The following is a 22,663-nucleotide window of genomic DNA, read 5'->3' on the forward strand; positions in this document are numbered from 1 at the left end:
TGGCATCCGCCGAGCCGACGCCCGGAACCGACGTGGTCGAGACGTCGCAGGACGAACATGCCGAGAGCGGCATGCGCGGCATCCAGACCCTCTCGATGGCGAAGGCCATCACGGCGGGACTGCGCGAGGCGCTTCGCGGCGATGACAAGGTGCTGCTGATGGGCGAGGACATCGGCCCGCTCGGGGGCGTGTTCCGCGTGACCGAGGGCCTGCAGGCCGAGTTCGGCGACAAGCGGGTGCTCGACACGCCGCTCGCCGAGTCGGGCATCGTCGGCACCGCGATCGGCCTCGCGATGCGCGGCTACCGCCCGGTCTGCGAGATCCAGTTCGACGGGTTCATCTTCCCCGCCTTCGACCAGATCACGACCCAGCTCGCGCGCCAGACCGTGCGCCACGACGGCTCGATCTCGATGCCCGTCGTCATCCGCGTGCCCTACGGCGGCCACATCGGCTCGATCGAGCACCACCAGGAGAGCCCCGAGGCGTACTTCGCGCACACCCCGGGCCTGCGCGTGGTCAGCCCATCGAGCCCGCACGACGCCTACTGGATGATCCAGGAGGCCATCGCCTCGAACGACCCCGTGCTGTTCTTCGAGCCGAAGAGCCGGTACTGGCCGAAGGGACCGGTCGACCTCGACCACTCGGGCATGCCGCTGCACGCGAGCCGCGTCATCCGCCAGGGCAGCGACATCACCGTCGTCGGCCACGGAGCGATGATCTCGACGCTGCTGCAGGCCGCCGACATCGCCGCCGGCGAGGGCACGAGCATCGAGGTCGTCGACCTGCGCTCGCTCTCCCCCATCGACTACGGCCCGCTGCTCGACTCGGTGCAGCGCACCGGTCGGCTGGTCGTCGCGCAGGAGGCGTACGGCTTCGTGAGCATCGGCTCCGAGATCGCCGCCACAGTCGCCGAGCGGGCGTTCTACTCGCTCGAGGCTCCGGTGCTCCGCGTGTCGGCCTTCGACACCCCGTTCCCGCCTGCCGCGCTCGAGTCCGAGTTCCTGCCGAGCCCCGACCGGGTGCTCGAGGCCGTCGACCGCGCGCTGGCGTACTGACCCGCGGCTCCGGCCGCGACCCGAGAGAGGCGTGAGATGAGCGAGATCCGATTCCCGTTGCCCGATGTCGGCGAGGGACTCACCGAGGCCGAGATCGTGCAGTGGCGCGTCGCGCCCGGCGACCGCATCGTCCTCGACCAGGTCTTCGTCGAGATCGAGACGGCGAAGTCGCTCGTCGAGCTGCCGAGCGCGTTCGAGGGCGTCGTCTCCGAGCTGCTCGTCGACGAGGGCCGCACGGTCGACGTCGGCACCCCGATCCTCGTGATCCAGACCGATGCACCCGATGCGAATGCCGCGGCGCCTGCCCCCTCGGCCGCAGCGCCCACCGCGCCGACGGCGCCCGCCGTGCCCGCTCCCCCGTCGGGCACCGTCGCGTCGCACGCGCCTGCGGCGTCGGAGGGCGGCGGCGTCGTGCTCGTCGGCCACGGTTCGTCGGGCCCCGCCCCGACGCGCCGCAAGCGGCACCCGATCCCCGGTGGCGCCCACGAGCGCCTCGCGGCGCGCACCGAGCCCGAGACCCCCGCGCCCGCCCCAGCCGCTGCCGGCGACGAGGCTGCGACCGCGGCCGCGACCAGTCCCGTGCGCCCCGAACCGCGCGTGCCCGTGATCGCGAAGCCCCCGATCCGCAAGCTCGCGAAGGACCTCGGCGTCGACCTCTCCCGCGTCGCGCCGACCGGCACGATGGGCGAGATCACGCGCGACGACGTGATCCGCGATGCGAGCCAGGTCAGCGTGTTCCGCAACATCCAGACGCCCGAGCTGCCCGCCGACCGCGAGACCCGCGTGCCGGTGAAGGGCGTGCGCAAGGCGATCGCGAACGCCATGGTGCAGAGCGCATACTCCGCGCCGCATGTGAGCGTCTTCGTCGACGTCGACGCCTCGCGCACGATGGAGTACGTCAAGCGCCTGAAGGCCTCCCCCGACTACGCGGGCGTGCGGGTCTCGCCGCTGCTCATGATGGCGAAGGCCATGATCTGGGCCGTGCGCCGCAACCCGTCGGTCAACGCGCAGTGGACCGACGACGAGATCATCATCAAGCACTTCGTCAACCTCGGTGTCGCCGCCGCGACCCCGCGCGGCCTGCTCGTGCCGAACGTCAAGGAGGCGCAGGGCATGACGATGGTCGAGCTCGCGACGGCGCTCGAGCAGCTCACGCTGACGGCGCGCGAGGGCAAGACCCAGCCGGCCGAGATGCAGGGCGGCACGATCACCGTCACCAACATCGGCGTCTTCGGCATGGACACGGGCACGCCCATCCTCAACCCGGGCGAGGTCGCCATCGTGGCGCTCGGCACGATCAAGCAGAAGCCGTGGGTCGTCGACGGCGAGGTGCGTCCGCGCTACGTCACCACGATCGGCGCGTCGTTCGACCACCGAGTCGTCGACGGGGACGTCGCGAGCCGGTTCCTCGCCGACGTGGCGTCGATCATCGAGGAGCCGGCGCTCCTGCTGGAGTGATGCGCGGAGCGCCGCTCGTCAGAGCCGCGCCTGGTAGGTGATCGCGTCGCCGATGCGCTCGGCCTCGACCAGCCCGGCCCGCTCGAGCGCGCGGCGTGCGGGCAGGTTGCCAATCTCGGCCTCGGCGCGCACCGCGGCGGCACCTGCCGACCGGGCGAGCTCGAGCACCTCGAGCACCGTGTCGACCGCGAGTCCCTGACCGCGCACGGCGGGCACGAGCCCGAACGCGAACTCCACCACGCCGTCGGCGTCGGGTGGACCGAACAGGTTCACTCCCCCGATGGCCAGCCCGTCGCGTTCGCGCCGCACGAGGTAGGGCCCGAAGGGCGCGGGGTCGCCGGTCTCGCGCACCGCGCGCACGTACTCGCTGAGGAGTTCGGGCTCGTCGGTGAAGGCGTAGCCGCCCTCCCAACCGTCGTGCGGGTCGACCTCGCCGGACAGCACGCGCTCGGCATCGGCGACGGTGAACGGGTGCAACGTGAGGGGCGTCGTCGTCAGGTCCACGTGCTTCATGCTCGCATGCCGGTGCGACAGTCGGCGAAACGCTCCACAACCGCGCCGTGAACGATGACGCGGAATGACGCTGGCAGCAGCGGTGTTGTGCCGAGTATCGCCGGCCACGCGCCCCGCCAAGGCCGGGACGCCAGATGGTTTTGACAATCATTATCAATAACAGCTACCGTCGTTCCATGACCTCACGCCAGCCCGCTTCGCGTCGCCGTGCCGTCACCGCCGTCGCGACGGGTGCCGTGCTGGCGGTGGGCGTGCTCGCGCTCGCCTCGTGCGCGAGCCCCGGGGCATCCGGGGCAGCGGGGGAGCGGGGCCCGTCGATCGTCGCCACGACCACGCAGGTGGGCGACTTCACCCGCGAGCTCGTCGGCGACACGGCCGAGGTCACGCAACTGCTGGCGCCGGCGCAGAGCGCACACAGCTTCGACCCCTCGGCCGCGCAGCTGCTCGCGCTCGCCGACGCCGACGCGCTCGTCATCAACGGCGCGGGCCTCGAAGGCTGGCTCGACGACGCGGTCAGCGCCTCGGGCTTCGACGGCGTGCTCATCGACGCCAGCACCGGCATCGAGCTCTACGGCAGCGACGACCACGACCACGACCACGACCACGGCGACGACGCGGATGCCGCGGAAGACGACCACGCTGCATCCAGCGACGACGACGCGCACGACGACGACCACGCGGCATCCGACGACCACTCGGGCCACGACCACGGCGACGGCAACCCGCACATCTGGACCGACCCCGAGCTCGCCGAGCACATGGTGCACACCATCGCGCACGGCCTCGAGACGGTGCCGGGCATCGACGCAGGCGCCGTCACGGCGAACGAGGACGGTTACCTCGGCAAGCTCGAGGCGCTCGACGACTGGATCGAGGAGAACGTCGACACCGTCCCGGTGGCGCAGCGCCTGCTCGTGACCAACCACGACGCGTTCACCTACTTCATCGACGCCTATGACCTCACCTTCGTGGGCAGCGTCATCCCGAGCTTCGACGACAACGCCGAGCCGAGTGCGGCCGAGATCGACGACCTCGTCGCGAAGATCCGTGCGACGGGCGTGCAGGCCGTGTTCTCCGAGGCGTCGATCTCGCCGAAGGCGGCAGCGACGATCGCATCGGAGGCGGACGTGACCGTCTACTCGGGCGACGACGCACTCTACGGCGACTCGCTCGGCGTCGCGGGCTCGCCGGGTGAGACCTACCTCGGCAGCCAGATCCACAACGCGAGCCTCATCCTCGAGTCGTGGGGCGTCACGCCTTCCCCGCTCCCAGCCATGCTGCAAGGATGACCGCATGATCGACTCCACCGTGCTGCGGCTCGAGCATGCCGCCTTCACCCACCCGGGCGGAGGCGGGGTCGCCGACCTCGAGCTCGAGATCGCGCCGGGCGAGGCGGTGGCGCTCATCGGGCCCAACGGCGCGGGCAAGTCGACGCTGCTGAAGGGCGTGCTCGGCCTGGTGCCGCTCACGGCCGGCCGCATGGTCGTCGGCTTGAGCCGGTCGGATGCCGCGAGCGAGGCTCGGGGCGATGCGCATGCCCGCAACGGCATGATCGGCTTCCTGCCCCAGTCGGCCGACCTCGACCCCGACTTCCCGATCAGCCTCGAGCAGGTCGTGATGCAGGGCAGGTACCGCCGCATGGGCCTGCTCCGCTGGCCCCGAGGCGCGGATCGCGCCGCCGTGCGCCGGGCGCTCGAGACCGTCGGCCTGGCCGACCTCGCGAAGCGCCGGTTCGGCGAACTGTCGGGCGGACAGCGCCAGCGCGGCCTCCTGGCCCGGGCGCTCGCCTCCGAGCCCGCGCTGCTGCTGCTCGACGAGCCGTTCAACGGCCTCGACCAGCCGAACCGCGACGCGCTCATCGCCACGCTGCACGCGCTGAAGGCGCAGGGCGTGGCCGTGCTCGTCTCGACGCACGACCTCGAGCTCGCGAAGCTCGTGTGCGACGCCGTGGTGCTCGTGAACGGCACGCAGCTCGCATTCGGACCCGTCGACGACGTGCTGACCCTGGGCAACGTGCAGGAGTGCTTCGAGGGCGTCGAGGTCGAGATCGACGAGCACACCCTCGTCGTGCCCGGACACGAGGGGCATTGATGCCGCTCGCGGCATGCACCCTCGCGGCATCCGTGCGCCGAGGCCGGGGGAGTGGTCGATGAGCCTGCTCGACGCCCTCTTCGGCGCGTTCGCGGTGCCGTTCATGGCGCGGGCGCTGCTCGTCATGCTCGTGCTCGCCGTCGTCGCGGGCGTGGTCGGCGTGCTCGTCAACCTGCGCGGCCTCGAGTTCATCAGCGACGGACTCACCCACGCGGTCTTCCCCGGCCTCGCCATCGGCCTGGCGGTGAGCGGCACGGCGGGCCTGATCCCGGGTGCCGCGATCGCCGCGCTGGCGGCCGCGCTCGTGCTGACGTGGCTCGACCGGGCCGGCGTCACGTCGGACGCGGCGATCGCCGTGGTGCTCACGGCGACGTTCAGCGTCGGCGTGATTGTGGTGTCGCGCAGCGACGACTACGCGGGCGAGCTCGAGGCGCTCCTCTTCGGTCGCGTGCTCACGATCCCGCCCGACCAGGTGCTGCCGCTCGTCGCGGTCGGCGCGGTCGCGCTCCTCGCCGTGGGCCTCACCCTGAAGCAGCAGCTGTTCCGCGCGTTCGACGCGGGTGGAAGTCGCGCAGCCGGCAATTCCGCGTTCGTGCTCGACCTCGTGCTCAACGGCGCCGTCGCGCTCGTGGTGGTCGCGGCGGCGAGCACGGTCGGCACGCTCCTGGTGCTCGCGCTGCTGATCGTGCCGGGCGCGGTGGCGCGGCTCGCGACGCAGCGGCTGTGGCTGCTGTTCCCCGCGGCGGCGGTGTTCGCCGGCCTCTGCGCGTGGTTCGGACTCGCGGTCGGATTCTGGGGGTCCGTCGGCTGGGGCATCGACCTGCCGGCCGGCAGCACCATCGTCGTCGTCTTCGTCCTGGGCTACGCGCTCGTGCTGCTCGCCGCCTGGGCGGCCGGCCGGACGCGCACCACCGCTCCGCGACCAGACGACGAGCGGCCGCTCGACGATGCTCGCGCCGTCGTCACGGGGGAGGGGCGCTGATGGGCTACTTCGAGCGCGCCCTCGTCGCGGCGATCGTGATCGGCGCGGGCGCCGGGTTCGTCGGCGCCCTCGTCGTGCTCCGGCGCCGCACGTTCTTCGCGCAGGCCCTGACGCACGGCACGTACCCGGGCGCGGTCGCCGCGGCGGCGCTCGGCGTGAGCGTGCCGCTCGGGGCTGCCGCGGCATCCGTGGTGCTCGTGGCCGTGATGGCGGGCATCGCGCGCGTACGACGTCAGGGCGCGCAGGTCGCCGCGGGCATCGTGCTCACCGGCGGGTTCGCGATCGGCGCGATCCTGCAGGCGGTGATCCCCGGGCTGCCCGTGCGGGCGGAGTCCCTGCTCGTGGGCTCGATCCTCACGGTGACCGACGCCGACATCGTGCTCGCGGCATCCGTGGCCCTCATCGCCGTCGCGCTCGTCGCGATGTTCGGCAAGGAGATCGCCTTCTCGACGTTCGACCCGTCGGGCTTCCGCGCCGCCGGGTACCGCGAATGGCCGATCGAGCTGCTCGTGCTCGCGCTCATCGCCGCGACGGTCGTGAGCGCGCTGCCGGCCGTCGGGGCGATCCTCGCGATCGCGCTCATCGCCGCGCCCGCCGCGGCGGCCCGCATGGTGGTGCCGACGTACCGGGCGATCCTCTGGACGGCGCCGCTCATCGGCGCCGCATCCGGCGTCATCGGGGTGCTCGCGTCGCGGGCGTTCGCCGTTGCGGCGGGCCCGAGCATCGTGCTCGCGGCGACCGCCTTCTTCGCGCTCGCGCTGGGAATCTCCAAGCTGCGCGGGCTACCGTTGAACCGAGTCGCCATCCCCGTGGAGACCGCAGAGGACGCACGCATCGCATGAAACGCAACACCTGGCAACGCGAAGCCGTTCGCGAGGCGCTCGACGAGACCGAGGGCTTCATCAGCGCGCAGGCGCTGCACTCCTCGCTGCACGCGAACGGGTCGCCCATCGGCCTCGCCACGGTCTACCGCGCGCTCGGCGACCTCGCCGCCAACGGGGAGGCGGACTCGCTGCAGTCGCCCGAGGGCGAGGCGCTCTACCGCGCGTGCAGCACGACCGGGCACCACCACCACCTGATCTGCCGCAACTGCGGGCTCACGGTCGAGATCGCCGCCGACGAGGTGGAGTCGTGGGCCAAGCGGGTCGCGGCCGAGCACGGCTTCACCGGTGCCGCCCACGTCGTCGACGTGTTCGGCCTCTGCGCGAACTGCACGAAGGCGCTCGGCGCCGACGCGCGCTGACGCGACCAGCGGCGCAGCGCGCTGACGCGCGACGCGCAGCTGCGACGAGCCCCGCGCACGCCCGTGCCGCCGTCACCCGAAATGAGTGATGTCCTTCCCCCGCCATGCGGCGTAGGGTCGCCGTGTAGACGGTGGCCGGCCCGGGGGGCTCCGGCACCTCCTGGGGTCGAGAGCCTTCCGAGTTCCGCGCGTGCGTGCGGGACCGGAAGCCGAACGACCACTGGAGGGGACATGGTCATTCAGGATGACGCGCTCACGCCGACGTTCTCGCGCATCGGCGAGGCCACGACCGCGCGGTACACCCGGATCCCGGAGGGCTCGATGCTCCCCGACACGGCGTACCGCATCGTGCGCGACGAGACGATGCTCGACGGCAACGCCCGGTTGAACCTCGCGACCTTCGTCGGCACGTGGATGGACGAGCACGCCGACCGGCTGTACAAGGACGCGTTCGACAAGAACATGATCGACAAGGACGAGTACCCCGCGACCGCCGCGATCGAGGAGTACTGCTGGCGGATCCTGGCCGACCTGTGGAACGCGCCCGACCGCGAGGACGTCATCGGCACTTCGACCATCGGCTCGTCCGAGGCCTGCATGCTCGGCGGCCTCGCCCTGAAGCGGCGGTGGCAGCACTCCCGCAAGGCCGCCGGCAAGCCCACGGACAAGCCCAACCTCATCATGAGCTCGGCCGTGCAGGTGTGCTGGGAGAAGTTCTGCAACTACTTCGACGTCGAGATGCGCTTCATCCCGACCACCGAGGAGCGCCCGCTCATGGACGGGACGGGCCTCGAGGAAGTGGTCGACGAGAACACCATCGGCGTCGTCGTCCTCATGGGCGTGACGTACACGGGCGCCTACGAGCCCGTCACGAAGATCGCCGCGAAGCTCGATGAGATCCAGGCGAAGACCGGTCTCGACATCCCGATGCACATCGACGGGGCATCCGGCGCCATGGTCGCGCCGTTCCTGCAGCCCGACCTCGAGTGGGACTTCCGGGTGAAGCGCGTGCAGTCCATCAACACGTCGGGCCACAAGTACGGGCTCGTCTACCCGGGCGTCGGCTGGGTCGTCTGGCGCAACACCGCCGCGCTGCCCGAGGACCTGATCTTCCGGGTGAGCTACCTCGGCGGCGAGATGCCGACCTTCGCGCTCAACTTCTCCCGTCCCGGTGCCCAGGTGCTGCTGCAGTACTACCGGTTCCTGCGACTCGGCCGCGACGGCTACACCGAGATCCAGCAGGCCTCGCAGAACGTCGCCCGTTACCTCTCGCACGGCATCGGCGAGATCGAGGCGTTCGAGCTGCTCACCGACGGCACCGACATTCCGGTGTTCGCCTGGCGGCTGAAGCCCGGCCACACCGACAAGTGGAACCTGTACCACCTGTCCGAGCGGCTGCGGATCCGGGGCTGGCTGGTGCCGGCCTATCCGCTGTCGGGCGACCTCGCCGACCAGACGGTCATGCGCATCGTGTGCCGGAACGGCCTCAGCCGGGACCTCGCCGAGGACCTCCTGCGCGACGTCAAGACGGAGACGGCGTACCTCGACGCGCTCGAGCAGCCGATGCCGCATCCGGGCATCGGTCCGACCTTCCACCACTGATCGCGGAGGTTCGATGAGCGATCCGGGCTCGACGGGCGACGGAGGCGCGGTGGGCGAGCGCGATGGCGCCACTGCACCGGATGCCGCGGGCGGCGCCTCGCGGCACACGGTCACGACCGTGCGACGGCTGCGTCGCGAGGCCTGGGGCTTCGCGGTCGGCTCGCTGTGCTTCTTCGTCGGCGCGCTGCCGTGGTACGCGGACTGGGTCGGCGTCGTCGGCGCGAACGTCACGTTCTTCGTCGGCTCGATCTTCTTCACGCTCGCCGCGTTCATCCAGCTCAGCCTGAGCGGCCGCGTCGCGCCGCACGCGAAGATGAACCGGGCCGACCGGGCGGACTGGTGGGCGGCCGCCATCCAGTTCGCCGGCACCCTGCTGTTCAACATCTCGACGGGCGCCGCGCTCGCCGCGGCCATCGCGCGACCCGACGCGGTGGGCATCGGCTGGCGCCCCGACGCGTGGGGCTCGATCGCGTTCCTCGTCGCGAGCTCGCTCGCCGTCGTCGCCACGAAGGATCGCGGAAAGCTCTGGGATCGGGACGCGCGCACCTGGCACGGCACCGGGCTGAACCTGCTCGGGTCGATCTTCTTCGGCATCTCGGCGGTCGGCGCCTACGTGATCCCCGACTCGGGCAGCCTGCTCGACGAGCTCTGGGCGAACGCCGGCACCGCGCTGGGCGCGGTCTGCTTCTTCGTCGCGGCGCTGCTCTCGCGACGTACGATCCCGAAGGGCTAGTCGGGCTCGTGCCAGAAGTGCTCGGCGACGAGTCGCGCCGGCGCGACCGCCGCCCACGCCTCGGCGACCAGTTCGCCGAGGCGGCGTCGCGAGATCCGGTCGAGGTGCACGAGCACGGCCGCGTAGCCGTCGAAGTGCGGGGTCGTGAAGAACACGGTCGGATCCTCCGCGATGAGCGCGAGCTTCACGGCCTCGTCCTCGGTCTTCGCGCCGAGCACCGGGCCCTGCTGCTCGGCGATCCCGAGCGACTCGAGGTCGGCGCGGCGCAGCGGGCGCTCCCACACGAAGCCCTTCGCGTGCACCTTCCACTGCGCGCCGCCCCGCGACACGTGCTCGCTCGCCTCGGGCAGGGCCAGTGCCAGCTCGCGCACGTCGTCCCACGTCGCCATGGCGATGAGGCTACGCCGGCGGATGCCGCGCCGCAGCCTCCGTGGGGGCCGCAAGCCGTGGCATCCGCTCGATTACGGCCGCGACCAGCCCGTCTGTTAGACTCGACGTTTGGCTGGGTACTTCCACTGCCCAGACCGCGACAATCCCGAACCGAGAACGCGAGCGATCGCGGGCTTCGGCATGGGGATCGTCAGCAGACAAGAGACCTTGGGAGGGGCATCCGCCCCTCGGTATTGGAGGAAAGACCAATGGCAGCAGTGTGCCAGGTGACCGGAGCCGTTCCCGGCTTCGGACACAACATCTCGCACTCGCACCGCCGGACGAAGCGCCGCTTCGACCCGAACGTGCAGAAGAAGACCTACTACGTGCCGTCGCTTCGTCGTAACGTCACCCTGAACGTGTCCGCCAAGGGCATCAAGGTGATCGACGCTCGCGGCATCGAGGCCGTCATCAAGGACATCCAGGCTCGTGGGGTGAAGCTCTAATGGCGAAGCAGCAGGACATCCGTCCCATCATCAAGCTCCGTTCGACGGCCGGCACCGGGTACACCTACGTGACCCGCAAGAACCGTCGCAACAACCCCGACCGTCTCGTGCTCAAGAAGTACGACCCCGTGGTGCGCAAGCACGTCGACTTCCGAGAGGAGCGCTAAGACATGGCGAAGAAGAGCAAGATCGCGCGCAACGAGCAGCGCAAGGCCGTCGTGGACCGCTACGCGGCCAAGCGCCTCGAACTGAAGAAGGCGCTCGTCGACCCGAACGGGACCGACGAGACCCGCGAGGCCGCCCGCGTCGGCCTGCAGAAGCTCCCCCGCAACGCCTCGCCGGTCCGCGTCCGCTCGCGCGACGCGATCGACGGCCGCCCCCGTGGCGTGCTCACGAAGTTCGGCGTCTCGCGCGTCCGCTTCCGTGACATGGCCCACCGCGGCGAGATGCCCGGCATCACGAAGTCGAGCTGGTAAGCATCGCTTGAGCGAAAGGGGCGTCCCGAACGGGGCGCCCCTTTCGTCGTCCCCCGGACGGTCTCGGAAGCATGTCGATGCATCCACTCGGCCGCCCAGCGGACTCGATGGCGCGACACGCCGTGCCCCGATGACGCAGAATGCCCCGGAAATCCGCGTGTTTCCGCGGTTCTCTGCTACTTTGAAGGCGGCCTGATCGGCCACGGGGCGGTCGGATGATCGTTCCCGAGTACTCATCGATAGCTGTACCGAAACAGCGGAAAGTCCGAGGAGGACATTCAATGGCTGACAAGTCGCTGAACAAGACCGAGCTCGTCGCGAAGATCGCTGCGTCGACCGGCCAGAGCCAGGCCACCGTCGACTCCGTGCTCGGCGGTCTCTTCGACGCGCTCGCCGAGTCCGTCGGTTCGGGCACCAAGGTCTCCATCCCGGGCTGGCTCGCCGTCGAGCGCACGCACCGTGCCGCGCGCACCGGCCGCAACCCGCAGACGGGTGCGACCATCGACATCCCGGCCGGCTACTCGGTCAAGGTGTCGGCGGGTTCGAAGCTCAAGGCTGCCGCCAAGTAGCATCCGACCTCCGAAGGGGCGTACGGCGTGGCCGTGCGCCCCTTCGCCGTGCCCGGCCGCGGCGCCACGCGAGGCCTCCGCGAATCGAGCCGTCGCAGATGCACGGTCCGACCATGCATCTGCGACGTTTCGCGAGCTGAACGCCGCCAGGGCGCATGCACCCCGAGGGCGGGGGAGTGGGGGAGTGGGGCGGATGCCGCGACGGCCCGCTCCGAGCGAGCGCACGGGTCGCGCCGTCTAGGCTGGTTCGGTGCCCCGCTCCGTCCGCGTGCTCGGCCCTGCCGTGCTCCTCGCCGTCGCGCTCCTCGCGACGTTCGGCGCCCTCGCGTACGGTGGCGGCGCGGCCCCCTTCCCCATCCAGGACCCCGGCCCGATCGCGCGCTGGGGCCTCCCCGTCGCCAAGCTCCTGGTGAACCTCGGCGCGGCCGGCATGATCGGCTCGCTCGTGCTCGCCGTGTGGGCGCTCGCGCCGTCGAAGAAGGAGTTCGACGTCGCGCTCGACATCGCCGCGGCATCCGCTGCCGTGATGACCGTCGCGAGCGCCGCGACGGGCGTGCTCACCTTCCTCGTCGTGACGGGCGAGACGCTCGACCTCGGCGAGGCGTTCGGGCAGAAGCTCGGGCTGTTCGTCACGTCGATCGAGCTCGGCCAGGCGTGGCTGACCACGACGCTCGTGGCGGCCGCCGTGACCGTGCTGTGCTTCGCGGTGCGCAACCACACCGCCCTCGTGTTCGTCGCCGCGCTCGCGGTGTTCTCGCTCGTCCCGATGGCGCAGCAGGGCCACGCGGCGGGCGCCGCCGGGCACAACGCGGCCGTCGCCGACCTCGGCCTGCACCTCGTCTTCGCCGCGGCCTGGCTCGGCGGGCTGCTCACCATCGTGCTGCTGCGCAACCAGCTCGAGGCCGACCGCCTGCCGGTCGTGCTGGCCCGCTACTCGACCGTGGCGCTCATCAGCTTCATCGTCGTCGCGATCTCGGGCTATGCGAGCGCCGCGCTCCGCATCGGCACCTGGGACGAGCTCGCGACGCAGTACGGCGTGCTCGTGCTCGCCAAGGTCGCCGCGCTCATCGCGCTCGGGCTCTTCGGCGCGCTCCAGCGCCGGTACCTCATCAACCGGATCGCGCGCGCCGAGGCATCCGCGACCCGCGACTTCTGGTTCCTCGTGGTCATCGAGCTCGCCTTCATGGGGCTCGCGTCGGGCGTCGCGGCGGCCCTCGCGCGCACGGCGACGCCCGTGACCGAGGAGGTCGGCTCGATCGCGCGCACGCCGGCGCAGATCCTCACGGGCGTGCCGCTGCCGCCGTGGCCCGACTGGTACCGCTTCTTCACCGAGTGGAACGTCGACCTCATCTGGCTGCTGCTCTGCGGCTTCGGCATCTTCTTCTACCTCGCCGGCGTGTGGCGGCTCCGCCGCCGCGGCGACCACTGGCCGGTGTACCGCACGGTGCTGTGGGTCGCGGGCCTGCTGGTGCTCGCGTACATCACGAACGGCGGCGTGAACGTCTACGAGGAGTACCTCTTCTCGGCGCACATGGGCGCGCACATGGCGCTCACGATGGCGGTGCCGGTGCTGCTCGTGCCGGGCGCGCCGGTCACCCTCGCCGCCCGCGCGATCCACCTCCGCAAGGACGGCTCGCGCGGCGGCCGCGAGTGGATCCTGCTCGCGGTGCACTCCCGCTTCGCGTCGATCATCGCGAACCCGATCGTCGCGGCGGCGCTCTTCGTCGGCTCCCTCTGGGTCTTCTACTACTCGCCGCTCTTCCGCTGGACGATGACCGACCACATCGGCCACGAGTGGATGATCGCCCACTTCCTCATCACGGGGTACCTGTTCGTGCAGTCGCTCATCGGCATCGACCCGGTGCCCTACCGGCTCCCCTACCCGTTCCGGCTCGTGCTGCTGCTCGGCACCATGGCGTTCCACGCGTTCTTCGGCCTGGCGATCATGTCGGGCACCGGGCTGCTCCTGAGCGACTGGTACGGCGCGATGGGCTGGGGCACCGACGCGCTCGCCGACCAGCAGCTCGGCGGAGGCATCGCCTGGTCGGTCGGCGAGATCCCGACGGTCGCCCTCGCGATCACGGTCGCCGTGCAATGGGCGCGCAGCGACGAGAAGGAGTCGCGGCGCCGCGACCGGCACGCCGACCGCACGGGCGACGCCGAGCTCGAGGCGTACAACGCGCGGCTCGCGGCCATCGCCGAGCACGACGCGCAGGGCCCGGTCGGCCGATAGCAGGCGAGCGGATGCCGCGGGCCGCTCACATGAGCTGGATCGCGATGCTCCCGTCGGGCCGGATCGTCGCCGTGAGCGCCAGCATGAACGGCCGGTCCTCCTCGAGCTGGGAGAACTCGCCGTCGAACAGCGATTGCACCTCGACGGAGATGTGCGCCACGCCCTCGGTGGGCGGCATCTCGAACGCGGTCTCTCCGGGGGTGAGCGTCACCGTCGGATAGGTGATCATGGTCCACGCCGGGTCGCTCACGACCTTGTCGTCGATCTCGATCCCGAAGGGGCATCCGGCCGGCTGCAGCACCGCCTGGGCCACGCACTGGTCGAGGTAGCCGTTCACCTGCACCTGCACGCGCTCGACGAACGTGGGGGTGGGCACGGAGTCGACCGTGACCGCCGGTCGGGACGACGGCTGGACCGGCAGGTCGGTCGGGACGGCCTCGAGCAACGTCGACGTGTAGCCCAACTCGTAGACCGCCGGCGCGATGGCGAGGTACGGGGCGGTCTGCGTGAACGCGGTGAGGTCGGCGCCCGACTTCGTCGCGCGGGTGTCGAGTGTCAGCGAGCCCACGGTGAACAGCGGGTTGTGCGCGGCCGTGACGTCGATGACGGCGAGCGGGCTGACCGAGAACTCCCACCGGTTCAGCACGCCGTAGAGCGGAGCGATGGGTCGCACGTCGAACGTGGTCTCGACGATCGACACGTCGAGTCGGTAGCTCGCCGTCACCGTGTGCGATCCGTCCGGCAGGGCGACATCGCTGATGATGCGGATGTCCTCCGGTCCGCTCTTGACGACGTCCGAGCGGAACATCGCCGTCGAGACGTTCTCGGGCAGGCCGAGAGCGGCCAGCTCCCCGGCGTCGAGCGCGACGCCCGGGGTCGTGGATGCCGCGGCGATGTCGTCGTCGGCGATCGCCTCGAGGTAGCGCTCGACGAAGCTCGGAGCGCCGTAGATGGTCTGGTTCAGCGAGCCCAGGGCGGCGAGGAACGCCCCGACGACGAGCACCGCGAGCATCGCCCAGCCGGCGATCGCGGCGGGCGACACCGGTCCCCGTCGCGCGCCCGAGCTCCCCACCCGCACAGTCTAAGCGGGCGCCGGTCGCACGCCCGGACATCCACAGGCGTGCGCGAGCACCCACAGGTGTCCGCCGCCTGGGCCGACGAGGGGCGCGCCGTGGTTACAGTGGGAACGCGCCCGGAGGGGCGCCGCCGCGGGAGGGGCCCGCGGCATCCGCTCGCCGAAGGCCACCAGTGCAGAACCTCACGCTCACCCGCGAACAGGCCGCGGTGTACCAGGCCATCGAGGGCACCCGCGAGCACGTCTTCGTGACCGGGCGCGCGGGCACCGGCAAGTCGACGCTGCTCAACCACCTCAACTGGCACACGCAGAAGCAGATCGTCATCTGCGCGCCCACGGGTGTCGCCGCGCTCAACGTCGGCGGGCAGACGATCCACTCGCTGTTCCGGCTGCCCATCGGCGTCATCGCCGACCGCGACATCGACCAGAACGACGCCGTGCGCAAGCTCCTGAACGCCATGGACACGCTCGTGATCGACGAGGTGTCGATGGTCAACGCCGACCTCATGGACGCGATGGACCGTTCGCTGCGCCAGGCGCGGCAGCGGCCGCACGAGCCCTTCGGCGGCGCCCAGGTCGTGCTGTTCGGCGACCCGTACCAGCTCGCCCCGGTGCCGGGCGACGGCGAGGAGCGGCGCTACTTCGCCGACACCTACGAGTCGATGTGGTTCTTCGACGCGAAGGTGTGGCGGGAGGCCGACCTGCGCATCTTCGAGCTCGGCGAGGTGCACCGCCAGCACGACGACGAGTTCAAGTTCATGCTCAACGCCGTGCGGCACGGCCGCGTCACGGCCGAGATCGCGGGCGTGCTCAACGACGTGGGCGCGCGCCGCCCGCTGCCCGAGCACGGCGCGATCACGCTCGCGACCCGCAACGACACCGTGAACCGCATCAACGCGCAGCAGCTGCACCGGCTGCCCGGTCACTCGCAGGCCAACGAGGCAGAGGTCAACGGCGACTTCGGCGGGCGCGCGTTCCCGGCCGACGAGCGGCTCGAGCTCAAGGTCGGCGCGCAGGTCATGTTCCTGCGCAACGACGTGGCACTGCGCGGCGAGGGCCCGCGGTGGGTCAACGGCACGATCGGCACCGTCACGTCGCTCACGCGCGAGCTGCGCGTCGAGGTCGACGGCGAGGAGCACGAGGTCGAGCCCGCGACGTGGGAGAAGTACCGCTACTCGTGGGATCCGGTGCGGAAGAAGCTCGAGCGCGAGATCGTCGCCGAGTTCACGCAGTTCCCGCTGCGGCTCGCGTGGGCGGTCACGATCCACAAGTCCCAGGGCGCCAGCTACGACACGGCGGTCGTCGACCTCGGGTCGCGGGCCTTCAGCCCCGGGCAGACCTACGTCGCGCTGAGCCGCCTCACCGCACTCGACGGGCTCTACCTCGCCCGGCCATTGCGGCCGAGCGACATCATGGTCGACCGCGACGTCGAGCGGTTCATGGCCGGGGCCATGCGCGAGATCGACGCGGACGCGGTCGGGCCGACCTCGGAGCCGTAACCTGCGCGTCGGGTTACGGCGGAGTTGTGCGTCGATCCGCGCGAGATGGGGCGACGGGCCCCCGTCGCGCGCCGCCCCCGGGATGCGCCCGGGGATGTCGTCGCCACGCACCCCCGGACGCGGTCAGTGGTGGTGACCCTCGTCGGTCACCACTGAGCCGTGCTCGCCGTGCGGGACCGCCAGCCGACCCGCCTCGGTGGCCGCGAGCGCGGGAGTCGCGAGTCCCGCGACGAGCAGCGCCCCGGCGACGAGGCCGACCAGCGGGAGCCGCCCGTCGACGGCCGCGGTCCGTGGCGTGGCGGCATCCGCGCGGCCTTCGCGAACGCGGCGGGCCCGCCTGCGCAGCACGACCGCGCAGTGGCCGGCAACGACGACGATGAACACGGATGCCGCGAGCAGGGGCCCGACCGGCACCTCGTCCGCCGCGGCGAGGCCGCTGCCGACGAGCGCGCCCGTCCCCACGAGGAGGGCCGCGCCCGTGCCGAGCGCGAGGCCCGGCACGAGGGCGCGGCCCGCCCGCAGCGAGAGGACGCCCCAGCCGAGGCCGGCTGCACCGGCCGCGGCCATGACGCCTCCCGGGATCCCCCCGGCACCGGCGGCGAGGGCGAGCAGCACCAGCCCGGCGCCGAGGGCGCAGAGCATCGGCCACGTGCGCGCGAGCGCCGACAGTGCGGTCATGGCCCGGCTCCCTACGCCGTGGCCACGCGTGCGGTCCGCTCGGCCGCCAGCCCCACGCCGAGCAGCACGATGGCGCTCGCGAGGTGCAGGAAGTGGTCGGCGGTGTTGAGGGCGAGGATGTTCGCCGAGGTGCCGGCGAGGAAGAAGCCGACGATGCCGAGCAGCAGGTAGGCCCCGCCGACGACGATGTTCACGGTCTTGGCGGCCGTCGCCGACACGAGTCCGGCGATGAGCAGTGCGGCGCCGATCAGGAGATGGGCGACGTTGTGCAGCGGGTTCACCTGGAAGATGCCGAGCAGCAGTCCGCCCTCGGTGGCGATGAACCCGACGCCGCCCGTCACGGCGAAGCCGAGCAACCCGACGAGCACGTAGACCGCGCCGAACACGGTTGCGACGATGCGGTTCGGGGAGTTGCGCATGAGGTGCCTCCTTCGATGGAGCCCGGCGATCGCCGGGTATGCCGGTGGTTCGGCGCACCGCCGGGAACGGATTGGTCGTCGGGGGACACGCCTCGGGCGGCATCCGGGCGCGGCATCCGCAGCGGCCCGCCGCGACGCCGTCGAAGCTCCTGCGTCATGGGACATCGGCCAACCCGCCTTGGCGGGTTACAATCGCACCGGAACGCACGGCGAGGGGGGCTCGGTGGCAGACCGTCCGGGGAGGTCCCGGCGGCGGGTTGGACCTGTCGCCGCGATGGCGGCGGCCCTGGCGATGGCACTGACCGGATGCTTCGGCACGTCGGTCGATCCGTCAGCGCAGTTCTCGCCCGTCGACGCCCCGCTGTCCAAGGACCTCGCCGAGAGCCTGCAGGGCGTGCTCGACCAGGCGGTCGCGCTCAGCGGCTCGAGCGGCGGCGTCGCCGGGGTGTGGGCGCCGTGGGCGGGCGAGTGGACCGCGGCATCCGGAACCCAGGACTTCGGCGAGAACCCGCCGCGCATGACCGAGGGCACGGGCTTCCGCCTCGCGACCCTGACCACCGAGATCACGTGCACGGTGCTGCTGCGGCTCGTCGACCAGGGCGAGCTCCAGCTCGACGACCCGGTGTCCACGTACGTCGACTGGATCCCGAAGCTCGACGGCATCACGCTCGAGCAGCTGTGCCTGCACACCTCGGGCCTGGCCGACTACTACCCCGTGCTGCGCGCGAGCTTCGGCGCGAATCCCGGACGTGTGTGGCCCGCGAACGAGCTACTCGCGAACGGCATGGCGCTGAACCGCATCGGACCGCCCGGCGAGCAGGTGCGCGAGTCGCGCACCGGCATCCTGCTGCTCGCCTTCGCGCTCGAGCGGCGCACGGGCAAGACGTGGGACGAGCTCGCCCAGCAGTACGTCTTCGGGCCGCTGGGCCTCGAGGACACCTCGGTGCCGGCCGCGACGGTGACCGAGCACGCCGGGGTGATGGGCGGCTACTCGTCGATCACCCCCACCGGCGCGGTCGACTGCGCCGTGCTGCTCGACGACACCGAGGCTTCCAGCTCGATGGGCGGCGCTGCTGCCGGCGCGATCTCGACACTCGAGGACGCCCGCGCCCTGAGCGAGGCGTTCGCGACGGGCGCGCTGCTCAGCGAGCGCACCGAGCGGGAGCAGTGGAACACCGTGCCGCTCGGCGGCGACGCACCGGCCTGGCAGTCGGCGGGCGTCGGCGGCCTGCAGTACGGGCCGATGCGCGGCACCGCCGGCGAGACGGCCGGAGCGCTGACGGCCGCGTTCACCGACCCCGCGAGCGGCCTCACGGTCGTGGTCGCGCTCAACAACTCGACGCCCGGCCCCGCGTTCGTGCGTGAGGTGGCATTCGCCCTCGCGTCGCTCGCGTCGAAGGCGGTGCCCGCCGCCGGCGGCGAGCAGCCCCTCATCGAGCTGCCCTGGTCGGCCGACCAGGCCACGGCGAAGATGCAGGAGCTCGGCGTCTGCCCGAAGGCGTAGCCGCCGCAGGCGGAACGACCTCGACACGGAGGCTCCCATGGGCTCGCTCATCGTCACCGGCCTCACCTCGCTCGACGGGTACATCACCGACGACGAGGGCGACTTCAGCTGGGCCACGCCGGATGCCGCGGTGCACACGTTCGTGAACGGGCTCGAGCGGCGCATCGGCACCCAGCTCATGGGGCGACGCATGTACGAGGTCATGCGCTTCTGGGAGACGGCCGACGAGCTCCCCGACCTGCCCGAGCCCGAGCGCGAGTACGCCGCCATCTGGAAGGACACGGACAAGGTCGTCTACTCGGGCTCGCTCGCCGAGGTCACGACGGAGCGGACTCGGCTGGAGCGCCGTTTCGACGCCGACGAGGTTCGACGGCTCGTGGCCGAGTCGGCCGACGACGTGTCGATCGCCGGGCCGCACCTCGCCGCCCACGCGTTCCACGCGGGCATCGTCGACGAGGTGGGCATGTTCGTCCACCCCGTCATCGTCGGCGGGGGCACGGCCCTGCTGCCCGACGGCGTCCGGCTCGAGCTCCAGCTGCTCGACGAGCACCGATTCGACTCCGGCGTGGTGTACCTGCGCTACGCGGTGCTGCGGGGCTGACTCCGGCCGAGCCGGCCGAGTCGGCCGAGCCGCCCGCGCAGTCGCCGGACCGCACGTCGCGCGACCGACCGCGTGTCGGGGTATGCGGTGACGCGCCCCGCTTCCACGAGCGTGCCGTCGTCCTCGACCTCGACGATGCAGGTCAGCGGATGCCGCCCGCCCACGAAGCTCGTCGCCCGCTCACCGAGCCGCCACACCGCGCGGCCGTCGCGGGCCGGGCGTCGGGCCCGCACGATCGCGCCGCGCCCGCGCCGGCGCAGCGTGATCACCACGGAGCCGCCGCGCGGCGCGCCGCGCAACCTCACCGACACCCGTAGGCGGCCGCGCCGGAACCGCATCCGGAGCCGCTCCACCTCGACCTCGAACGGCGGGGCGGGACGGTCGTGCCGGGCGGCGGCGTCGCGTTGCACGCGGCCCCACGCCGCGACCACGTGCGCGTCGTCGTGCCGCGCGGCGGTCGCGCGCGCCGCCTCCCGCATCCGCGCGCGCTCGGCGGACGGCATCGTGACGATCCGCGCCAGCGCGTCGGCCGCCCCGTCGAGGTCGCCGTCGGGCACGAGCAGGCCGTCGACGCGATCGGCGATGAGGTCCGCCGGGCCGTAGGGGATGTCGTACGCGACGGGGAGGCATCCGCGCGCCATCGCCTCGGCGAGGGTGAGGGGCGAGCCCTCGAACGTGCTCGTCACGAGGGTCCACGAGGCGTGGGCGAACGCGTCGGCGGCCCCCGCGCGGTGCCCCGCGAAAGTCACGGCGTCGCCGAGGCCCTCGTCGTCGACCCGGCGGCGGAGGGCCGCGGCATCCGGGCCGTCGCCGTAGACCACGAGCGTCGCCGGCACGCCTCGGGCCCGGCAGCGCCGCACCACCTCGATCGCGTGGTCGACGCGCTTGCGCGTGGTCAGGCGGGCGAGCACGACCCCCGCCGCGGGATCGCGTTGGGCGTCGGGATCGGGCTCGCGGGCGACGGGATCGATGCCGTTGGGGACGGCCGCGAGGTTGCCGGGGTCGCCGAGGAGGGTCGCGGCATCCGCTCGCTGCCGCTCGGTCAGGAACACGACGCCGTCGAAGCGCTCGAGGTGGGTGAACACCCGTCGCCGTGACGGCCGCAGCACGCCCCAGGGACGCTCGGGCCCGACGAGGTGGGAGTTGTGCACGAGGTGCAGCGACACCACGTTCGGTCGCCGGTACCGCGCCATGAACTCGGCGGCGGTCTTGCTGTCGGTGATGGCATACGCGCGCTCGTCGCCGACCAAGCCGTCGAGCCAGTCGGCGTAGCAGTCCCAGGCGCGGGTCCACTGCCGCACGACCGTGCCCTCGCCGTCGTACGCGGTGATGAGCCGGGCGCGCCCTTCCGCCCTCGCCGGGAAGCGCTCGTCGCGCACGGCGAGGCTGCCGTCGGCGCGGACGTGCTCGACGAGGAGGCCGCCGTGGGTGCCGTGCGTGATCATCGCGGTCCCGCCCGGGCCGCCGCGCAGGTCCTCCCAGACGTTGCGGAGCCGGATGCCCGGGATGAGCTCGCTCGCGTCGACGAGGCGATTGCGCGCGGCATCGAGGTCGGCGCTCGGATCGAACGTCACGACGTCGACCTCGCGGCCTGCGAGCCGCACGAACGCGCGGGAGCGGTGCAGCAGCGCCGAGGTCATGCCGCCGAACGGCTCGGGGATGCCCCACGTCACCGCGAGCTGGCGTCCCTCGGGCAGCGCGGAGCCGGCGGCCGTCGCGACGTACCGCCGCGCTTCCGAGGTGCCGCCCGCCATTCCCCCAAGGCTAGCGACGCCTGCGGCGCTGCACGGCGAACGGGTTGCCCCTTGCCGCCCGTGCCATCATGTGGCATGCCCTTCGGACTCCGTCGCGACGTGCTCCGGCCCGCGGGCACGCCGCGCGCCGACCGGGTGACCTACGTCGAGCTCTTCTTCGACCTCGTCTACGTCTTCGCCCTCACGCAGCTGTCGTCGTACCTCTACCAGCACCAGGACCCGCTCGGCGCCGTCGAGGGCGCGATCATGGTCGTCGCGCTCTGGTGGTCGTGGGTGGCGACCACATGGGTGACGAACTGGCTCGATCCGGTGAAGCTGCCGGTGCGGGGTGCGGTCATCGCGCTTGCGTTCGTCGCGCTCGTCATGAGTATCTCGATCTCCGACGCCTTCGGCGAGCGGGCGTGGGTGTTCGCGATCGCCTACGTCGTGCTGCAGCTCGGCCGCACCGGGTTCATCGTCTACGCCACCTGGCGGCACGACCGGCACGCGGCGCGCGACTTCTCGCGGGTGCTCGCGTGGACCGCCGCGGGGAGCGTGCTCTGGATCGTCGGCGCGCTGCTGCCGTTGCCGGCGCAGCTGCCGTTCTGGGCGATGGCGCTCGGCCTCGAGGTGCTCGGCGCCCTGCTCGGCTTCCCGCTGCCCATGATGGGGCCGATGGACATGGGCCGCTGGGACCTCTCGGGCGCACACATCGCCGAGCGGTCGTCGCTGTTCGTGCTGATCGCCCTCGGCGAGGGCCTGCTCGTCACCGGCTTCGCGTTCGTGGACCTCGACATCACGCCCGAGACGGCGACCGCCATGGTGCTCGCGTTCGCGTCGGCGGCGGCGATGTGGTGGATCTACTTCGACCACGGCGAACGCGTCGGAGCCGAGGCCATGGAGGGCTCCGACAGTCCCGGCCGTCTTGCACGAACGGCGTACACGTTCGTGCACCTGCTCGTGATCGGCGGCATCGTGCTCGCGAGCGTCGGCGACAAGGAGCTCCTCGGACACCCGGAGGATCAGAGCGCCTCCGCGGTCGTCACCGTGCTCGGCGGACCGGTCCTGTTCCTCGCGGGCACGCTCGTGTTCCGGCGGCTCCTCGAACGGCGTTGGCCGACGGCGCAGGTGGCCGGCCTGCTCGGGCTCGTCGCGGTCGCGGCGGTGTCGGGGGTGCTCACGCCGCTCGCCGTCGGTGCGGCGTCCACCGTGGTGCTCGCGGTCGTGGCCGCGATGGAGACCGTCGACCGGGTGCGGCAGGGGCGGCGAGCGGGGGGCTGAGGGCCGCGCGTCAACCCGTGTCCTCGACCGCGCCGCGCGTCGC

General features: G+C 72.0%; 24 protein-coding genes. 18 read left to right on the forward strand and 6 right to left on the reverse strand.

Going from position 1 to position 22,663, the window contains the following annotated elements:
• The first annotated feature begins 71 nt into the window (after nucleotides 1-71).
• Both ACFVN5_RS02060 and ACFVN5_RS02065 read left to right on the forward strand, forming a co-directional pair.
• Nucleotides 72-1,055 carry an alpha-ketoacid dehydrogenase subunit beta gene (locus tag ACFVN5_RS02060; RefSeq protein ID WP_376954294.1) on the forward strand — a complete coding sequence of 328 codons (984 nt, stop codon included), beginning with the start codon at nucleotides 72-74 and terminating at the stop codon, nucleotides 1,053-1,055.
• A gap of 36 nt (nucleotides 1,056-1,091) precedes the next feature.
• The gene (locus tag ACFVN5_RS02065) at nucleotides 1,092-2,513 is read left to right on the forward strand and encodes a dihydrolipoamide acetyltransferase family protein (protein WP_376952965.1); all 1,422 of its coding nucleotides are present in this window, start codon (nucleotides 1,092-1,094) and stop codon (nucleotides 2,511-2,513) included.
• Between the two features lie 18 nt (nucleotides 2,514-2,531).
• On the opposite strand, the gene ACFVN5_RS02070 is transcribed toward ACFVN5_RS02065, so the two are convergent.
• Complete coding sequence (locus ACFVN5_RS02070; protein ID WP_376952966.1) at nucleotides 2,532-3,017, reverse strand: GNAT family N-acetyltransferase; 486 nt, start codon at nucleotides 3,015-3,017, stop codon at nucleotides 2,532-2,534.
• A gap of 185 nt (nucleotides 3,018-3,202) precedes the next feature.
• Here ACFVN5_RS02070 and ACFVN5_RS02075 point away from each other — a divergent pair, with 185 nt between their 5' ends.
• The 7 genes from ACFVN5_RS02075 (at nucleotide 3,203) to ACFVN5_RS02105 (ending at nucleotide 9,677) form a co-directional block, all read left to right on the forward strand.
• Complete coding sequence (locus ACFVN5_RS02075) at nucleotides 3,203-4,315, forward strand: metal ABC transporter substrate-binding protein (protein ID WP_376952967.1); 1,113 nt, start codon at nucleotides 3,203-3,205, stop codon at nucleotides 4,313-4,315.
• A gap of 4 nt (nucleotides 4,316-4,319) precedes the next feature.
• Nucleotides 4,320-5,117, forward strand: a complete 798-nt coding sequence (locus ACFVN5_RS02080) for a metal ABC transporter ATP-binding protein (protein WP_376952968.1) — start codon at nucleotides 4,320-4,322, stop codon at nucleotides 5,115-5,117.
• A 58-nt stretch (nucleotides 5,118-5,175) separates the two neighbouring features.
• Complete coding sequence (locus ACFVN5_RS02085; protein ID WP_376952969.1) at nucleotides 5,176-6,099, forward strand: metal ABC transporter permease; 924 nt, start codon at nucleotides 5,176-5,178, stop codon at nucleotides 6,097-6,099.
• Nucleotides 6,099-6,941, forward strand: a complete 843-nt coding sequence (locus tag ACFVN5_RS02090; protein WP_376952970.1) for a metal ABC transporter permease — start codon at nucleotides 6,099-6,101, stop codon at nucleotides 6,939-6,941. The genes ACFVN5_RS02085 and ACFVN5_RS02090 overlap by 1 nt, the downstream gene beginning before the upstream one ends.
• Complete coding sequence (locus ACFVN5_RS02095; RefSeq protein WP_376952971.1) at nucleotides 6,938-7,342, forward strand: Fur family transcriptional regulator; 405 nt, start codon at nucleotides 6,938-6,940, stop codon at nucleotides 7,340-7,342. The genes ACFVN5_RS02090 and ACFVN5_RS02095 overlap by 4 nt, the downstream gene beginning before the upstream one ends.
• A gap of 231 nt (nucleotides 7,343-7,573) precedes the next feature.
• Nucleotides 7,574-8,944, forward strand: a complete 1,371-nt coding sequence (locus ACFVN5_RS02100; protein ID WP_376952972.1) for a glutamate decarboxylase — start codon at nucleotides 7,574-7,576, stop codon at nucleotides 8,942-8,944.
• Between the two features lie 13 nt (nucleotides 8,945-8,957).
• Nucleotides 8,958-9,677 carry a hypothetical protein gene (locus ACFVN5_RS02105; protein WP_376952973.1) on the forward strand — a complete coding sequence of 240 codons (720 nt, stop codon included), beginning with the start codon at nucleotides 8,958-8,960 and terminating at the stop codon, nucleotides 9,675-9,677.
• On the opposite strand, the gene ACFVN5_RS02110 is transcribed toward ACFVN5_RS02105, so the two are convergent.
• On the reverse strand, nucleotides 9,674-10,066 hold the full coding sequence (locus ACFVN5_RS02110) for an MmcQ/YjbR family DNA-binding protein (protein ID WP_376952974.1): 393 nt from the start codon (nucleotides 10,064-10,066) through the stop codon (nucleotides 9,674-9,676). The genes ACFVN5_RS02105 and ACFVN5_RS02110 overlap by 4 nt on opposite strands.
• Before the next feature lie 249 nt (nucleotides 10,067-10,315).
• Between ACFVN5_RS02110 and rpmB the strand changes: the two genes are divergently transcribed.
• The 5 genes from rpmB to ACFVN5_RS02135 all read left to right on the forward strand — a co-directional run bounded on the left by rpmB (nucleotide 10,316) and on the right by ACFVN5_RS02135 (nucleotide 13,830).
• Entirely contained in the window at nucleotides 10,316-10,552 is a 237-nt protein-coding gene (gene rpmB, locus ACFVN5_RS02115) for a 50S ribosomal protein L28 (RefSeq protein WP_056727420.1), read from the forward strand.
• Nucleotides 10,552-10,719: a 50S ribosomal protein L33 gene (gene rpmG, locus ACFVN5_RS02120; protein WP_021760158.1), complete on the forward strand. Its 168-nt coding sequence runs from the start codon at nucleotides 10,552-10,554 to the stop codon at nucleotides 10,717-10,719. Before rpmB ends, rpmG begins: the two co-directional genes overlap by 1 nt.
• A gap of 3 nt (nucleotides 10,720-10,722) precedes the next feature.
• Complete coding sequence (rpsN, locus tag ACFVN5_RS02125) at nucleotides 10,723-11,028, forward strand: 30S ribosomal protein S14 (RefSeq protein ID WP_148733081.1); 306 nt, start codon at nucleotides 10,723-10,725, stop codon at nucleotides 11,026-11,028.
• Between the two features lie 281 nt (nucleotides 11,029-11,309).
• Nucleotides 11,310-11,597: an HU family DNA-binding protein gene (locus tag ACFVN5_RS02130; RefSeq protein ID WP_376952975.1), complete on the forward strand. Its 288-nt coding sequence runs from the start codon at nucleotides 11,310-11,312 to the stop codon at nucleotides 11,595-11,597.
• Nucleotides 11,598-11,847: 250 nt separating this feature from the next.
• A complete protein-coding gene (locus ACFVN5_RS02135) occupies nucleotides 11,848-13,830 on the forward strand; it encodes a cytochrome c oxidase assembly protein (RefSeq protein WP_376952976.1) in 1,983 nt (660 codons plus the stop codon).
• A 25-nt stretch (nucleotides 13,831-13,855) separates the two neighbouring features.
• Here the strand turns inward: ACFVN5_RS02135 and ACFVN5_RS02140 are convergent, their stop codons facing one another.
• The gene (locus tag ACFVN5_RS02140) at nucleotides 13,856-14,902 is read right to left on the reverse strand and encodes a hypothetical protein (RefSeq protein ID WP_376952977.1); all 1,047 of its coding nucleotides are present in this window, start codon (nucleotides 14,900-14,902) and stop codon (nucleotides 13,856-13,858) included.
• Between the two features lie 176 nt (nucleotides 14,903-15,078).
• Between ACFVN5_RS02140 and ACFVN5_RS02145 the strand changes: the two genes are divergently transcribed.
• Nucleotides 15,079-16,404 (forward strand): ATP-dependent RecD-like DNA helicase, encoded by a 1,326-nt coding sequence (locus ACFVN5_RS02145; RefSeq protein WP_376952978.1) that lies wholly within the window; start codon nucleotides 15,079-15,081, stop codon nucleotides 16,402-16,404.
• 123 nt (nucleotides 16,405-16,527) lie between these two features.
• Here ACFVN5_RS02145 and ACFVN5_RS02150 read toward each other — a convergent pair whose 3' ends face one another.
• Nucleotides 16,528-17,082, reverse strand: a complete 555-nt coding sequence (locus tag ACFVN5_RS02150; protein WP_376952979.1) for a hypothetical protein — start codon at nucleotides 17,080-17,082, stop codon at nucleotides 16,528-16,530.
• An 11-nt stretch (nucleotides 17,083-17,093) separates the two neighbouring features.
• Nucleotides 17,094-17,501, reverse strand: coding sequence for a DUF4383 domain-containing protein (locus ACFVN5_RS02155; protein ID WP_376952980.1), 408 nt, complete (start codon nucleotides 17,499-17,501; stop codon nucleotides 17,094-17,096).
• Nucleotides 17,502-17,793: 292 nt separating this feature from the next.
• On the opposite strand from ACFVN5_RS02155, the gene ACFVN5_RS02160 reads away from it, so the two are divergent.
• Entirely contained in the window at nucleotides 17,794-19,005 is a 1,212-nt protein-coding gene (locus ACFVN5_RS02160) for a serine hydrolase domain-containing protein (protein ID WP_376952981.1), read from the forward strand.
• A 37-nt stretch (nucleotides 19,006-19,042) separates the two neighbouring features.
• Complete coding sequence (locus tag ACFVN5_RS02165; protein WP_376952982.1) at nucleotides 19,043-19,606, forward strand: dihydrofolate reductase family protein; 564 nt, start codon at nucleotides 19,043-19,045, stop codon at nucleotides 19,604-19,606.
• On the opposite strand, the gene ACFVN5_RS02170 is transcribed toward ACFVN5_RS02165, so the two are convergent.
• On the reverse strand, nucleotides 19,585-21,360 hold the full coding sequence (locus tag ACFVN5_RS02170; protein WP_376952983.1) for a glycosyltransferase: 1,776 nt from the start codon (nucleotides 21,358-21,360) through the stop codon (nucleotides 19,585-19,587). The genes ACFVN5_RS02165 and ACFVN5_RS02170 overlap by 22 nt on opposite strands.
• 75 nt (nucleotides 21,361-21,435) lie before the next feature.
• Here ACFVN5_RS02170 and ACFVN5_RS02175 point away from each other — a divergent pair, with 75 nt between their 5' ends.
• Nucleotides 21,436-22,620: a low temperature requirement protein A gene (locus ACFVN5_RS02175; RefSeq protein ID WP_376952984.1), complete on the forward strand. Its 1,185-nt coding sequence runs from the start codon at nucleotides 21,436-21,438 to the stop codon at nucleotides 22,618-22,620.
• Nucleotides 22,621-22,663: the final 43 nt, after the last annotated feature.

This window comes from Agromyces sp. NPDC057865, assembly GCF_042796995.1.
Lineage (GTDB): Bacteria > Actinomycetota > Actinomycetes > Actinomycetales > Microbacteriaceae > Agromyces.